This is a genomic window from Roseateles toxinivorans (genome assembly GCF_004362525.1).
Taxonomy (GTDB): Bacteria; Pseudomonadota; Gammaproteobacteria; order Burkholderiales; family Burkholderiaceae_C; genus Paucibacter; species Paucibacter toxinivorans.
This window is the reverse complement of record NZ_SNXS01000018.1, coordinates 1-14451: the sequence shown is the minus strand read 5'-3', so window position 1 is coordinate 14451 and position 14451 is coordinate 1. Positions and strand designations below refer to the sequence as shown.

14 protein-coding genes are annotated in these 14451 nt (G+C 66.8%); 4 read left to right on the top strand and 10 right to left on the bottom strand.

Going from position 1 to position 14451, the window contains the following annotated elements; translation table 11 throughout:
• Nucleotides 1–19: 19 nt before the first annotated feature.
• The 9 genes from DES47_RS27920 to DES47_RS27880 form a co-directional block, all read right to left on the bottom strand.
• Nucleotides 20–1531, bottom strand: a complete 1512-nt coding sequence (locus DES47_RS27920; protein WP_133704070.1) for a tripartite tricarboxylate transporter permease — start codon at nt 1529–1531, stop codon at nt 20–22.
• Between the two features lie 10 nt (nt 1532–1541).
• Nucleotides 1542–2012, bottom strand: coding sequence for a tripartite tricarboxylate transporter TctB family protein (locus DES47_RS27915; RefSeq protein WP_133704069.1), 471 nt, complete (start codon nt 2010–2012; stop codon nt 1542–1544).
• Between the two features lie 108 nt (nt 2013–2120).
• Nucleotides 2121–3911, bottom strand: coding sequence for a type IV pilus assembly ATPase TfpB (gene tfpB / locus DES47_RS27910; RefSeq protein WP_243748491.1), 1791 nt, complete (start codon nt 3909–3911; stop codon nt 2121–2123).
• Between the two features lie 18 nt (nt 3912–3929).
• Complete coding sequence (locus DES47_RS27905) at nt 3930–4709, bottom strand: spermine/spermidine synthase domain-containing protein (RefSeq protein ID WP_133704068.1); 780 nt, start codon at nt 4707–4709, stop codon at nt 3930–3932.
• A 43-nt stretch (nt 4710–4752) separates the two neighbouring features.
• A complete protein-coding gene (locus DES47_RS27900; RefSeq protein WP_133704067.1) occupies nt 4753–5256 on the bottom strand; it encodes a DNA-deoxyinosine glycosylase in 504 nt (167 codons plus the stop codon).
• Nucleotides 5256–6068 carry a TatD family hydrolase gene (locus DES47_RS27895; protein ID WP_133704066.1) on the bottom strand — a complete coding sequence of 271 codons (813 nt, stop codon included), beginning with the start codon at nt 6066–6068 and terminating at the stop codon, nt 5256–5258. Before DES47_RS27895 ends, DES47_RS27900 begins: the two co-directional genes overlap by 1 nt.
• Nucleotides 6068–6937, bottom strand: coding sequence for a formyltetrahydrofolate deformylase (gene purU, locus DES47_RS27890; protein WP_133704065.1), 870 nt, complete (start codon nt 6935–6937; stop codon nt 6068–6070). The genes DES47_RS27895 and purU overlap by 1 nt, the downstream gene beginning before the upstream one ends.
• A 94-nt stretch (nt 6938–7031) precedes the next feature.
• A complete protein-coding gene (gene ald / locus DES47_RS27885; protein ID WP_133704064.1) occupies nt 7032–8147 on the bottom strand; it encodes an alanine dehydrogenase in 1116 nt (371 codons plus the stop codon).
• Nucleotides 8148–8304: 157 nt separating this feature from the next.
• Entirely contained in the window at nt 8305–8505 is a 201-nt protein-coding gene (locus DES47_RS27880) for a heavy-metal-associated domain-containing protein (protein WP_133704063.1), read from the bottom strand.
• A gap of 172 nt (nt 8506–8677) precedes the next feature.
• Between DES47_RS27880 and DES47_RS27875 the strand changes: the two genes are divergently transcribed.
• Together DES47_RS27875 and cueR are read left to right on the top strand one after the other, a co-directional pair.
• The gene (locus DES47_RS27875; protein ID WP_133704062.1) at nt 8678–10924 is read left to right on the top strand and encodes a heavy metal translocating P-type ATPase; all 2247 of its coding nucleotides are present in this window, start codon (nt 8678–8680) and stop codon (nt 10922–10924) included.
• Between the two features lie 19 nt (nt 10925–10943).
• Nucleotides 10944–11360 carry a Cu(I)-responsive transcriptional regulator gene (gene cueR, locus DES47_RS27870; protein ID WP_208115144.1) on the top strand — a complete coding sequence of 139 codons (417 nt, stop codon included), beginning with the start codon at nt 10944–10946 and terminating at the stop codon, nt 11358–11360.
• Here the strand turns inward: cueR and DES47_RS27865 are convergent.
• Nucleotides 11338–12141 carry a PEP-CTERM sorting domain-containing protein gene (locus tag DES47_RS27865; RefSeq protein WP_133704060.1) on the bottom strand — a complete coding sequence of 268 codons (804 nt, stop codon included), beginning with the start codon at nt 12139–12141 and terminating at the stop codon, nt 11338–11340. The genes cueR and DES47_RS27865 overlap by 23 nt on opposite strands.
• Before the next feature lie 185 nt (nt 12142–12326).
• On the opposite strand from DES47_RS27865, the gene DES47_RS27860 reads away from it, so the two are divergent.
• Both DES47_RS27860 and DES47_RS27855 read left to right on the top strand, forming a co-directional pair.
• Entirely contained in the window at nt 12327–12911 is a 585-nt protein-coding gene (locus DES47_RS27860; protein WP_133704059.1) for a LysE family translocator, read from the top strand.
• A gap of 9 nt (nt 12912–12920) precedes the next feature.
• A complete protein-coding gene (locus DES47_RS27855; RefSeq protein ID WP_133704058.1) occupies nt 12921–14360 on the top strand; it encodes an aminotransferase-like domain-containing protein in 1440 nt (479 codons plus the stop codon).
• Nucleotides 14361–14451: the final 91 nt, after the last annotated feature.

The following is a 14451-nucleotide window of genomic DNA, read 5'->3' as shown; positions in this document are numbered from 1 at the left end:
ACAAAGCAAGGGCCTTGTATCAATCAGCGTCCTGGAACGCCTCCTCCCGCTTGTTCTTGATAGACGGCAGCATCACCACCACCACCATCAGGAAGGCGGCGATCAGCAGGCCGGCGGACAGCGGGCGGGTCATGAAGGTGCTCCAGTCACCGCGCGACAGCAGCAGCGCGCGGCGCAGGTTCTCTTCCATCATCGGGCCGAGGATAAAGCCCAGCAGCAGCGGTGCCGGTTCACAGCTCAGCTTGTAGAACACATAGCCGACCAGGGCGAAGATGGCCGTCATGAAGACGTCAAAGTTATTGTTGTTCAGCGTGTAGGTGCCGATGCAGCAAAAGGTGACGATGGCCGGGAACAGGAAGCGGTAAGGCACCGTCAGCAGCTTGATCCAGATGCCGATCAGCGGCAGGTTCAGTATCACCAGCATCGCGTTGCCCACCCACATCGACGCGATCAGACCCCAGAACAGCTCGGGGTTGCTGGTCATCACCTGGGGGCCGGGCTGGATGCCCTTGATCGTCATCGCACCGACCATCAGCGCCATCACCGCATTGGGCGGAATGCCCAGGGTCAGCATCGGAATGAAGCTGGTCTGAGCACCGGCGTTATTGGCCGCCTCGGGGCCGGCCACACCCTGGATGGCACCCTTGCCGAAGGGCACGCGCGGGTTCTTGACGAGCTTCTTTTCGAGCGTGTAGGCAGCGAACGAGGACAGCAGGGCGCCGCCGCCGGGCAGCACGCCCAGGATGGAACCCAGGGCGGTGCCGCGCAGCACCGAAGGCCAGGCCTCCTTGAAGTCCTGCTTGGTGGGCCACAGACCCTTCACGTCCTTGGTGAAGACCTCGCGGCTCTCGGCCGGCTGACCCAGGTTGGCGATGATCTCGCCAAAACCGAAGATGCCCATGGCGATGACCACAAAGCCGATGCCATCGGTCAACTCGGGAATGTCGAACGAAAAGCGCGGCGTACCCGAGATCACGTCGGTATTGATCTGCCCCATCAGCAAGCCCAGCAGAATCATGGAGATGGCCTTGACCAGCGAACCCGAGGCCAGCACCACAGCACCGATCAGGCCCAGCACCATCAGCGAGAAATACTCGGCCGGCCCGAACTTGAAGGCCAGTTCGGTCAGCGGCGGCGCGAAGGCGGCGATCACGATCGTGCCCACGCAACCGGCAAAGAAGGAGCCCAGACCGGCCGCCGCCAGCGCAGCCCCCGCCCGCCCCTGCCTGGCCATCTGATAGCCGTCGATGGCGGTCACCACCGAGGACGACTCACCGGGCACATTGATCAGGATGGCGGTGGTCGAGCCACCATACTGCGCGCCGTAGTAGATGCCCGCCAGCATGATCAGCGCGGGTGTGGCGTCCAGCGCATAGATCGAGGGCAGCAGCATGGCAATCGTCGCGACCGGGCCCAAGCCCGGCAACACGCCGATCAGGGTGCCCAGCATCGCGCCACCGAAGGCATACAAGAGGTTCTGCAGCGTGAAGGCCACGCTGAAGCCAAGCGCCAGATTGTTCAGTAAGTCCATGCTTTGCTCCTCAGGCGCCGGCGGTGATGAAAGCAGGCCAGAGCGGAATGATCAGATTCAAGCCCCAGATGAAAATGAACCAGCTGCCCACGGTCAGGATCACGCTGTTCAACAAGGCGTCCTTCCAGTGGAACTCATCCCCCGCCAGCGACGACACCGTGATCAGCAGCGGCAAGGTGATGACCATGCCCAGGCGAGGTAGGGCGAGGCCGAACATGACGATGGCGCCGATGATGATCAGCAGAGGCCGCCAGGCGATCTTGCCGATAGGGTCGCCCCCCTCGGATTCGATCGTCAGCGCCTTGAACAGCACCATGCTCCCGAGGATGGCCAGCAGCACGCCGAGCCAGAACGGGAAGTAGGCCGCACCGGGTCGAGCCGAGCTGCCGAAGCTGTAGCTGGTCGAGGCCCAGGCAAAGGCCACCCCTATCAGCACGAACATCAGACCGGAGAAAAAGTCTCGCTGACTTTTTATTTTCACTTGAGTCTCCTGCAAGCTTGTTGGATGCAGCAGATTCTAGGGAGCGCCGTGGGGTGGCGCGTCTGTGGATTACACGTAGCGGGACCTAGGGATGACCCTAGGGTGACTCTAGGCCTCCCAGCCCGGAGTGCTGCGCAATACCTCTTCCACGGTCGTCAAGCCCTCGGCCACCTTCATCGCGCCTGCCAGACGCAACGGCCTCAAGCCCTCCTGCATCGCCTGGCGGCGCAGGGCCGTGAGGTCGGGCGTCGGGTGCAGCGTCGCCTTGACGGCCTCGCTGACGGTCAGCAACTCATACAGGCCTGCGCGGCCGCGATAGCCGGTGTTGCGGCACTCGATGCAACCCACCGGCCGGTAGGGCTTGACGCCACCATTCATGCGCCAGTGCTTGACCAGCTCGTTGAGCGAGTCCCGCGTGGTATCGGGATCGGGCTCCTTGCAGGCCTCGCACAGGGTGCGCACCAGGCGCTGGGCGAGCACGCCGATGACGGTGGCGCTGATCAGATAGCCGGGCACGCCCAGATCGGTGAGACGAGTGATCGCCGAGGCGGCGTCATTGGTGTGCAGCGTCGAGAACACCAGGTGGCCGGTCAACGCGGCCTGGATGGCCATCTCGGCCGTCTCCAGATCGCGGATCTCGCCGACCATGATGATGTCCGGATCCTGCCGCATCAGCGCACGCAACCCTTCCGCGAAGCCGAAGTCCAAGACGTTCTGCACCTGGGTCTGGTTGAAGGCCGATTCAATCATCTCGATCGGGTCTTCGATGGTGCAGACGTTGACCTCGTCGGTGGCCAGTCGTTTCAGCGTCGAGTACAGCGTGGTCGTCTTGCCCGAGCCCGTCGGGCCGGTGACCAGGATGATGCCGTGGGCCCGCGCGGTCAACTCGTTCCAGCGCTTGGCCTCGTGGGAGGCGAAGCCCAGCGCGGCCGTGTCCTTGACCGTGGTGTCGGGATCGAAAATCCGCATCACCATCTTCTCGCCGAAGGCGGTGGGCAGGGTCGAGAGGCGCATTTCCACCTCGTCGCCAACCGGATTGCGGGTCTTGATGCGGCCGTCCAGCGGGCGGCGCTTCTCGACCACGTCCATGCGCCCCAAGAGCTTGATGCGCGAGGTCATGGCCGACAGCACCGTGGGCGGCAGGCGGTAGACGGTGTGCAAAACGCCGTCGATGCGGAAGCGGATCACGCCGGTGTCGCGGCGCGGCTCCAGATGGATGTCACTGGCGCGCTGGTCGAAGGCGTATTGCCACAACCAATCCACCACCTGGACCACGCCCTGGTCATTCGCATCGAGCGCCTTGTTGTTGCGGCCAAGCTCGACCAGTTGCTCAAAGCTGGCCGGCTGGTTGCTCTCGCCGCTCTTCTGCGCCGCGCGCACGGAGCGCGCCAGGGTGAAGAACTCGGTCGTGTAGCGCTGTATCTCAAGCGGATTGGCCACGGCCAGAATCACGCGCTTGCGCGTGTGCGACTCGATCTGCCCCACCCAGTCAAGGTCGAAGGGCTCGCAGGTGGCCACCGTGACCTCGGTCAGGCCCACCAGCACCGGCAGGCTGCGGCGCGCCTCGGCATAGCCGGCCGACATGATGTCGCCGATGCGGCCCACATCGGACTTCAAGGGGTCGATGCGCAGATGCGGCAGGCCGGCCCGTCTGGCCAGCCATTCGGTCAGCAGGTCCAGGTCCAGCGACTTGCCATCGGCCAGCCGCGTCAGATTGGCATGTGACAGGCGCACCAGGCCATGCATGGACGTGTCGGCCGCACCAAAGCGCTGTTCGGTGCGCTGCACCTGGGCCTCGTCGATCAGCCCGTCTTCCAGCAGCCAGCGCAGCATCTCGCGCCAGGACAGGCGGCCCTTGTGAACTTCCTTGCGCGGCGCGGCGATGCTGGCTGATTTCATGGCTTGTCGTTAGGGTCGTCAGCTGGCGGGGTTGATGATGGACTGCGGCAGCGGCCGCACCATGCGCAGCCACTTGCGGGCCGGCAGTTCGAACCGCGACTCGATATTAGCCGCGCGGCGCTCCAAGGTGTCACGATCCGGCACCTGCACGCCACGGGCGGCGACCAGAATCGTGTTGCCCTCCTTCGTGGGCGTCAGGCTCCAGACCTGGTCGGAGCCGAAGATCTGCGCCACGCGCCGGGCGGTTCGGGCAAAACTGGCGTCGCGGCCGAACAGATTGACGGTCATCACGCCGCCATCGTCGAGCACGCGGTGGCAGCCGGCGTAGAAGGCCTCGTCGTCCAGCACCGGCGAGGCGGCGTCCTGGTCGTAGAGATCGACATTGAGCACCTGCACGGTCTGCAAGTTGGCATCGTCGGCCACCCATTTCGCCGCATCGGTGTTCAGCACCGTCAGGCGCTTGTCATCGTCGGGCAGATGGAACCAGGCGCGGCAGGCGGCAATCACCGAGGGGTTGATCTCGACCACCGTGGTTTGCATGCGCAGCACCTTGTGCGTGAAGCGGGTCAGCGCAGCGGCACCCATGCCCAGCTGCACGGCATGGCCCTGGTTGATTTCGTTCTCGGGCCGCCACAGCATCCAGGCCATCATGCGCTTGATGTAGTCCAGCTCCAGCGCTTGAGGCTTGCGTATGCGCATCGCGCCCTGTACCCAGATGCTGTCCAGGTGCAGAAAGCGCACGCCGTCGAATTCGGACATGGTGGCCGGGGCCAGGGCTATCTTCTTGCTTGTTCTCATGGGGCTCGCAGCGGGGAAACGCTGACCATGATAAGCGCCAGACTCAGGTCACGGCGGCCCGCAAGGCCAGCCAGGCCGTGCGCTTGTGCTCATAGGCCAGGGTATAGGCGGGGCTGCTGGAGGGCAAGGCGACGATGCGGTAGCGCCCGGCCTCGTTGCCCAGCTGCTTGAGGCCTATGCGCGCGGCGGTGCCACCGTTGAAGGCCAGCGTCGTCACGGCCGGCAGCTCGGTCAGCAAATTCAGCAGATCGCTGCCGATATGGGCGCGGATGCTGCTGTCCAGGCTGCCCTCGCGTTGAGCCCGGGTGATCACGTCCCACAGACCCACCCGGTGCCGATGCAGCGTGGCCAGGCGCTCGGCATAGGGCAACTCGTACAGCGGCTCACCCAGCACTTCGCCCATCAGGCGCCAGAAGTGGTTGCGCGGATGGCCGTAATACTGCTGCGCCTGGAGCGAGGCCACGCCGGGAAAGCTGCCCAGCACCAGCAGCCGGGTGTCCGGGCCGGCGACCGGGGCCAGGCCTTGCTGCAGGGTCACCTCGTTCATCAAGCCAGGGCCGCCAGCCTCGGCAGCGCCGCCTGCACATTGGCGCTGGTGATGGCAGCGGTCTGAGCCAGGCTCCAGCCGCGCAGCTCGGCGAGCTGCTGACCTATGCGCGGCAGCTCGGCCGGCTCGTTGCGGCTGCCCTCACCTGCAGCGCGCTGCTCGGCGGTTTTATAGAGCCAGTGCGGCGGGATGTCGGGCGCATCGGTCTCCAGCACCAGGGCCGTCTCGAGCAGGTCTTTGGCCAAGCGGCGGATCTGCAGCGAGCGCTCGAAGGTCAGGGTGCCCCCAAAGCCCAGCTTGAAGCCCAGCTCGACAAAGGCCTGGGCCTGCTGATCGCTGCCATTGAACGCATGGGCAATGCCGCCGGTCACCTTGATGCGCCGCAGATGCTTGAGCAGCTGATCGGCGCTGCGCCGCACATGCAGGATCACCGGCAGCTCAAAGCGCTTGGCCAGCTGCAGTTGCGTCGCGTAGAAGCGCTCCTGGCGGCCGGGGTCCAGGCCCGGCACGAAGTAGTCGAGGCCGATCTCGCCGACGGCCACCAGCCGCGGGTCATGGCGATGTGCCAGCAGGGCCGCCTCCAGCTGCACCAGATCGTCATCGGTCGCGCGGCCGGTGTACAGCGGATGTATGCCCAGCGCATAGCTCAGGCCATGGCGGTGGGCCAGCTCGCGCACGGTGTCGAAGTTGCTGCGCTCCACGGCCGGAATCACCATCTGCGTCACGCCGGCCTGCACGGCACGCCGCACCACCTCGTCGCGGTCGGCATCGAACTCCGGCGCGTCGAGGTGAACGTGGCTGTCGGTGAACATCAACGAAAGACCACGGTCCTTTTGCCGTTCATCAGCACCCGGTGCTCGGCATGCCACTGGATCGCCCGAGCCAGGGTCACGCACTCGGTGTCGCGGCCTATGGAGACCAGCTGCTCGGGCGCCATGCTGTGGTCGATGCGGGCCACCTCCTGCTCGATGATGGGGCCCTCGTCGAGGTCAGAGGTCACGTAGTGGGCCGTGGCGCCGATCAGTTTGACGCCCCGCTCATGGGCCTGGTGGTAGGGCTTGGCCCCCTTGAAGCTGGGCAGGAAGGAGTGGTGGATATTGATCGCCCGGCCGGCCAGGAACTGACACAGCTCCTGGGACAGCACTTGCATGTATCGCGCCAGCACCACCAGGTCCACCTGCTGCTCGGTGAGCACCTCCCGCACCTTGGCCTCCTGGGCCGCCTTCTGCTCGGCCGTGCTGTTCAGCAGCGGCAGGTGGTGGAAGGGAATATTGTGCGAGGCGGCGAGCTGGTAGAAGTCGCGGTGGTTGGAGATGATGGCCACGATCTCCACCGGCAGGTGCCCGGTCTGCCAGCGGAACAGCAGATCGTTGAGGCAGTGGCCCAGCTTGGACACCATGATCACCACCCGCGCCTTGGCTTCCTTGGCGACCAGGGTCCAGTCCATCTGCAGCCGCGCGGCCAGTGACTCGAAACCCTGCTTCAGGCTGGCCGCGTCCTGCGACGCATCGGCACATTCGAACTCGATGCGCATGAAGAAACGCTGGTGGTCCGGGTCGCCATGCTGGGCCGAGGTGATGATGTTGCCGCCGCGCTCAAGGAGATAGGCGCTGACGGCATGGACGATGCCCGCCTGGTCGGGGCAGCTGAGTTTGAGGATGAAGCGGGGCTTGGTGGTCATTTTGGGCAAGGGAGTTCCTGCACGCATCCTACAAGCCCGCGTAGCCCGGATGAAATCCGGGGGCCACGCCGCCGTGCCCCGGATTCCATCCGGGCTACTTCAACCAGGTCAGCGGATCAACCGCCTCATAGCCCAAGGCATGGGCCACCTCGGCATTCGTCACCTTGCCACCGGCCACATTCAGGCCGGCGCGCAGATGCAGGTTGTCCAGCAGGGCCTGGCGCGCGCCCTTGTTGGCCAGCTCCAGGATGAAGGGCAGAGTGACATTGTTCAGGGCCATCGTCGAGGTGCGCGGCACGCCGCCGGGCATATTGGCCACGCAGTAGTGGACGATGCCATCGACCTCGTAGGTCGGCTCGGCGTGCGTGGTGGCCCGCGAGGTCTCGAAGCAGCCGCCCTGGTCTATGGCCACATCGACGATCACCGCGCCGGGCCGCATCAGCTTGAGCATCGCCTTGCTGACCAGCTTGGGCGCCGAGGCGCCCGGAATCAGCACGCCGCCGATGACCAGATCGCTGTCGGCCAGATGGCGCTCGATACTGTCGCGGGTGGACACCGCCGTCTGAATGCTCGTGCCGAACTGCGCCACCAGGCGGCGCAGCACATCGACCGAGCGGTCGATGACGACCACCTGGGCGCCCAGGCCTATGGCCATGATCGCGGCATTGCTGCCGACCACGCCGCCGCCCAGTATCAGCACCTTGCCGGCCTCCACGCCCGGCACGCCACCCAGCAGCAGGCCGCGCCCGCCCTTGGAGCGCTCCAGGCAGGAGGCCCCGGCCTGTATCGACATACGGCCTGCCACCTCGGACATCGGCGCCAGCAGCGGCAGGCCGCCATTGGCCGCGGTGACGGTCTCGTAGGCAATGCAGGTGGCGCCGCTGGCCACCAGGTCCTTGGTCTGCTCCGGGTCCGGGGCCAGGTGAAGGTAGGTGAACAGGGTCTGGCCGGCGCGCAGCTGGGCCCGCTCCACCGCCTGCGGCTCCTTGACCTTGACGATCATCTGCGCCTGCGCCCAGACCTCGGCGGCGGTATCTGCAATGCGCGCGCCGGCGGCGCGGTAGTCGGCATCGCTGGCACCGATGCCGGCACCTGCCACGGTCTGCACCAGCACCTCATGGCCATGGGTCACCGCCTCCCGCACCGAGCCCGGCGTCATGCCGACGCGGTATTCGTGGTTCTTGATTTCCTTGGGTACGCCTATCAGCATCTGGTTGTCTCCTTGATCGTGATGGGTGCCGGGCCGCGGACGCACCATTCATGCGCAAGCCCCAGCCTTCGCTCGGCCATGCCGCCAGGGCCTGATCGAGACCCCTGCAGCATGCCAACGAGAATATCTGATCCGCACCGAGTTGGGGCGTCGATGCTCAGACCGGCACCGGCGTGTAACCCGCCGCGGTGATGGCCTCGCTCAGCTCGGCGGTGTCGGCATAGCCAGCGTCGATCTCGACCCGCAGCGCGGGCACATCGAAGTACACGCGGGCCTGCGGATCGGCATCGCGCAGAGCGCGGTTGGTCTTGCTGGCGCAATGCCCACAGCGCAGGTCCTTGATTTGAAATGCAATCATCGGAGGCTCCGAGGGTTTGACAAGCCTCAAGCGTCGAGTTTGACATGCGGTTAAGGTCAAGAGCTCGCGCAGGATGCCCACACAGCCGGTGATGCCAATCGCCAGCGCCGCTTGACCCTCCCATGATGGCAAGCTTCACGATCACCGAACCGATCACTTCCCCGAGGTCCCCATGAGCACCGCACTTGCCAACGCCCTCACCCATGCGCCCGACATCCAGCTGCAGATCGGCGGCATGACCTGTGCCTCCTGCGTGCTGCGGGTGGAAAAGGCCCTGCTCAAGGTGCCCGGCGTGGCCGCGGCCAGCGTCAATTTGGCGACCGAAAGGGCCACTGTGCAGGCCGGGCCCGAGGTGGCTCTCGATGCGCTGACGGCGGCCATTGCCAAGGCCGGCTATGAGGCCAGCGTCTACCAGGACAGCGCGCCCGCGGTCGAGGGCAGCGAAGCGCCAGCCGATGACGCGTTGCACCTGCCCGAATGGTGGCATGTTGCACTGGCCGGCGCGCTGACCCTGCCGCTGATGCTGCCGATGCTGCTGGCCCCTCTGGGCATCGAATGGATGCTCGGCGGCTGGTGGCAGCTGGCCCTGGCCACGCCCGTGCAGTTCTGGCTCGGCGCGCGCTTCTATATCGCCGGATTCAAGGCAGCGCGCGCCGGGGCCGGCAATATGGACCTGCTGGTCGCGCTGGGCACCTCGGCAGCCTATGGCCTGTCGATCTACCTGCTGCTGCGCCATGCCGGGCACGGCATGATGCATCTCTACTTCGAGGCCTCGGCCGCCGTGATCACCCTGGTGCTGCTGGGCAAATGGCTGGAGGCCCGCGCCAAGCGCCAGACCACCGCCGCGCTGCGCGCGCTGAATGCGCTGCGCCCCAGCACCGCCCGGGTGCGCCGCGACGGGCAGGAACTGGACCTGCCCATCGCCCAGGTGCGCATCGGCGACCAGGTCGTGGTGCGCCCGGGCGAACGCATTGCCGTCGATGGCCAGGTGCTGGAGGGCCGCAGCCATGTGGACGAGGCCCTGATCACCGGAGAGAGCCTGCCGGTGGCCAAGGAGGTCGGCGCCCGGGTCAGCGGCGGTGCGTTGAACGGCGAAGGCGCGCTGCTGGTCAAGACCCTGGCCATTGGTGCCGAGACGACGCTGGGCCGCATCATCCGGCTGGTCGAGTCGGCCCAGGCGGCCAAGGCGCCGATACAGCGCATCGTCGACCGCGTCAGCGCCATCTTCGTGCCCGTGGTGCTGGGCCTGGCCCTGCTGACGCTGCTGGGCTGGATCTTCTACAACGGCGACTGGGAGCAGGCCCTGGTCAATGCCGTCTCGGTGCTGGTGATCGCCTGCCCCTGTGCACTGGGCCTGGCCACACCGACGGCCATCATGGTGGGCACCGGCGTGGCCGCCAGCCACGGCATCCTGATCAAGGACGCCCAGGCGCTGGAGCTGGCCCACGGCGTGACAACGGTCGCCTTCGACAAGACCGGCACCCTGACCGAGGGCCATCCGCGCTTGAGCCATCTGCAGGCGGCCGACGGCACCAGCGAGCGCGAGCTGCTGACCCTGGCCGCCGCGCTGCAGCGCCAGAGCGAACACCCGCTCGCCCGCGCCGTGACCACACGCGCCCAGGCCGATGGCCTGCAGGCCCCCGAGGCCCAGGATCTGCAAGCCCTGCCCGGCCGCGGACTGCAGGGGCGGGTCGACGGCCGCCTGCTGAGCCTGGGCAGCGACCGATTGGCGCAGGAGCTGCACGCCACACCTGCCGCAGCGCTGGCCGAGGCCGCCGGGCGGCTGCAGGAACAGGGTCAAAGCGTCTCCTGGCTGATCGAGCAGGCCGCCGGTGGCCAGTCCATCCTCGGCCTGCTCGCCTTTGGCGACACCCTCAAGCCCAGCGCCGCCAAGGCCGTGGCCCGTCTGCATGCGCTGGGCATTGCCACGGTGATGTTGAGCGGCGACAACCTCGGCGCGGCCAGCGCCGTGGCCCGTCAGCTGGGCATACAGACGGTGCACGCCCCGGTCCTGCCGGCCGACAAGGCCGCCGCCGTGCAGGCGCTGCGCGCGCAGGGCCAGGTGGTGGCCATGGTGGGTGACGGCATCAATGACGCGCCGGCCCTGGCCGCCGCCGATGTGGGCATCGCCATGGCCAGCGGCACCGATGTGGCGATGGAAACCGCCGCCATCACGCTGATGCGCGGCGACCCGCGCCTGGTGGCCGAGGCCATCCACGTCTCGCGCCGCACCTACGCCAAGATCAAGCAGAACCTGTTCTGGGCCTTTGCCTACAACGTGGTGGGCATACCGCTGGCCGCCCTGGGCCTGCTGAGCCCGGTGATCGCCGGCGCGGCGATGGCCTTCAGCAGCGTCAGCGTGGTCAGCAATGCGCTGCTGCTCAAGCGCTGGAAGCCCGAATCAGACAACAGCGATTGAGGAGCGAAGCATGCAAGCCATCACCATAGGCGCGGCATCCAAGGCCTCGGGCGTGTCGGCCAAGATGATCCGCCACTACGAGCAGGTCGGCCTGCTGCCGGGCCCGACGCGCAGCGAGTCCGGCTACCGGCTGTTCACGCCGGCCGAGGTGCATGTGCTTCGTTTCATACGCCAGGCCCGCGACCTCGGCTTCTCGATCGCCCAGATCGGCGAGCTGGTCGGCCTGTGGCAGGACCGCAAGCGCCCCAGCCGCCAGGTCAAGGCGCTGGCCCAGGCCCATATCAAGGAGCTGGAGCAGAAGATCCAGGAGCTGCTGGCGATGAAGGCCACGCTGGCCCATCTGGCGCACTGCTGCCATGGCGACGAGAGGCCCGACTGCCCGATCCTCGATCAGCTGTCGGGACGGCCGGATCTCAGCGGCGACGCGCCCACCTGAGCAGCCCCAGGCCCGCCAGCAGCAGCACCGCGCTGGCCGGCTCGGGCACCGGCGTGGTGGTCAGTATCAGGCGCTGCTTGGTGTTGTCCTGCACCAGGTCTATGGTCTGCTGCACCAGGGGCGCGCCGAGCTGGCCACCAAAGCCGTTGAACTCGACTCCCGCGAAGGCAATGCCCACCGTGAAGCCCCCGCCGCTGGCGGCATTGATGTCCGCGATGGCCTGTGCCGACAGCACGATGTCCACATCGACGCCGACATTCGCCAAGGTCGCCGTATAGCCGCCATAGACACTGCCCGTGCCCAGATCGGCAAAGGCGGCCAGACCAGCCACATTGGGGGTCGGCGGAAAGCAGGCGCAGGCATTGATGAACGGTGACTGCAGCGCCGCGTAGGAGGTGCTGACATCAAAGACGTTGAACAGCTCCGAGACATGGGTCAGGACCGTGAACGGGAAGGTGGTGCTCGGCCCTTTCGAGGTGTAGGTGCCGTTGCGCAACCTCAGCGTGGCGCCGGTGACCGGGTCGGTCACACCGCTCAGGTCGAAGCTCAGATAGAGGCGGCTGTAGGCCTTGAACCCGCCAATACCCATGGGCCCGTTGACCAGCTCGACGACACCGGCCTGGGATGCCAGCGTGCCCGGTGACAGATTGCTGAAGCCGAACAGGCCGGTGACCGAGCCCATCGTCGTGGTGCCCAGATCGACCGTGGCAGCCATCGGCGCACCGCAGACCATGACAGAAGCGGCCAGCGCCGCGCCGCGAACCCGATTCAAGAGCTTCATATCGTCCCCTCTTGGCCAGCAAAGCAGCGAAAACGATAGTCCAGCGCCGGCAGAATGCAAACACCTAATATCGCTGTAGTCATCGCCTCGCTGATACAGCGCAGCGCCGAGCGGCCGGGTCTGTGTCTTTGCGCCCGGAGCGGCGGCCCGTACGCTCGGCTGCCATCCCCCTGGAGCCCGCCGTGATGACCGAATTGCTGCCCCTGATGACCTACTGCATGGTGATGTCCGGCACGCCCGGCCCCAACAATATGATGCTCACCGCCTCGGGTGCCAACTTCGGCTACCGCGGCGCCTTGCCGCAGATCCTGGGCATCAGCAGCGGCGTGTTCGTGCAGACCCTGCTCACCTGCCTGGGCCTGGGCAGCGTGTTCGCCGCCTATCCGATGGCACACAGCGTGCTCCGTGTGGCCGGCGCGCTGTACCTGATCTTCCTGGCCTGGCAGCTCAGCGGCGCCCGCATCGGCGAGGCCCGGGCGCCGCGCCCGGCCACCTATCTGCAGGGCGCGCTGTTCCAGGCCATCAATCCGAAGAGCTGGGTGCGTGCCATCACCATTGCCTCGGTGTTCATGCCGCCGGGCATGGAACCGGTGCCGGGCGCACTGCTGGTGGCCGTGGTCAGCCTGATGGTGGGCTTTCCCTGCATTTCGATGTGGGCGCTGTTCGGCGTGGCGATACGCCGGCTGCTGACCGACCCGCGCAAGCAGCGCATATTCAACCTCGCCATGGGCGCCGCGCTGGTGCTGCTGGCCTTGATGTTTCTGCGCTAAGCTGATCCGGTGTTTGCCCTAGACCGCTCCTCATCCACGGCCCTTGCCGACCAGATCGAGGCACGCCTGCGCGAGTTGATCGTCGCGGGCCGACTGCCCGCCGGCGCGCGGCTGCCGTCGATACGCCAGCTGGCCGCCCAGCTTGCTGTCAGCCCCAACACCGTGGTGGCGGCCTATGACCGCCTCGTCGCCGCCGGCCTGATCGACTCGCGCGGCACGGCCGGTTTCTTCGTCTGCGAATCGCGCGGCGCCGTGCCCGATGCGGTGGCGCTGGAGGCCGGAGAGGAGCAGGAGGGCATCTGGCTGGCCCAGCAGGCCAACGACCAGCGCGCCGGCATGCTGCTGGCCAGCAGCGGTGCCCTGCCCCCCGCCTGGCTGGAAGACGCCGTGCCCGCGGCCGCCGTGCAGCGTGGCCTCGCCCGCAGCACCGCCGGCATGGCCACGCGCTGTCCGCCTCAGGGCCTGCCGGAGCTGCGCGAACGTCTGGCGCTGATGCTGCGGGGCGTCGGCATCGCGGTTGACGCCGGCCGCATCCTCACCACCTATGGCGGGACGCACGCCATCGACCTGATCTGCCGCGCCTTTTTGCAACCCGGTGACACGGTGCTGGTCGAAGACCCGGGTTACTTCCTGATGTTCGACCGCCTGCGCCAGGACGGCCTGCGCATCATCGCGATCAAGCGCCGCCCGGACGGCCTGGATCTCGAAGGTCTCGAAGCCGCCTGCCGCGAGCACCGGCCCCGCCTGCTCTTCATCCAGCCTGTGCTGCACAACCCCACCGGCTGGAGCAGCAGCCCGGCCAATCTGCACAAGGTGCTGATGCTGGCCCACCAGCATGGCTTTCTGATCGCCGAAGACGATGTGCAGGGCCACTTCCACCCCGGTCACGCGACACGGCTGGCGGCCCTGTCGGGCCTGGACCGGGTGATCTACTACTCCAGCTTCTGCAAGGCGCTGAGTCCGGCCCTGCGTATCGGCTATATGGCCGCCGACCCGGCCCTGCTCAAAACGCTGCTGCGGGCCAAGATCTACTCGGTGCTGACGACGCCGGCGCTGAACGAGTACGTGCTGCTGGAGGTGCTGATGGCCGGCCGCTGGCGCAAGCATCTGGAGCGGCTCAATGCCAAGCTGCTGAGCGCGCGCAATGTCAGCGCCCGCCAGCTCAGCGCAGCCGGCGTCCGACTCGACCATCCCGGCGAGGGCGGCCTGTTCCTATGGGGCGAGGTGCCCGTGGGTATGGATCTGGACCTGCTGGTGCAGGACGCCTACCGCAACCAGATCCTGCTGGCCCGTGGCGCCACCTTCTCGGCCAGTGCGCAGGCCAGCACGCATCTGCGCTTCAACGTCGTGTTCAGCCAGCAGCCGCGACTGGCGGACTATCTGCGGGAGCGGTTGCAGGCGCTGGCGGGGGCCCGTGCAGCGCTGGCAAGGGTGGTTTCGGGTTCGTAGATTCTATGGAGCAGCGCAAGCCCCGCGAAGGCGTTGAGGATCAAAACTGCTCTTTGAAGTCCAGACGGCGAAAGCGATGCGCAGGAGTTTG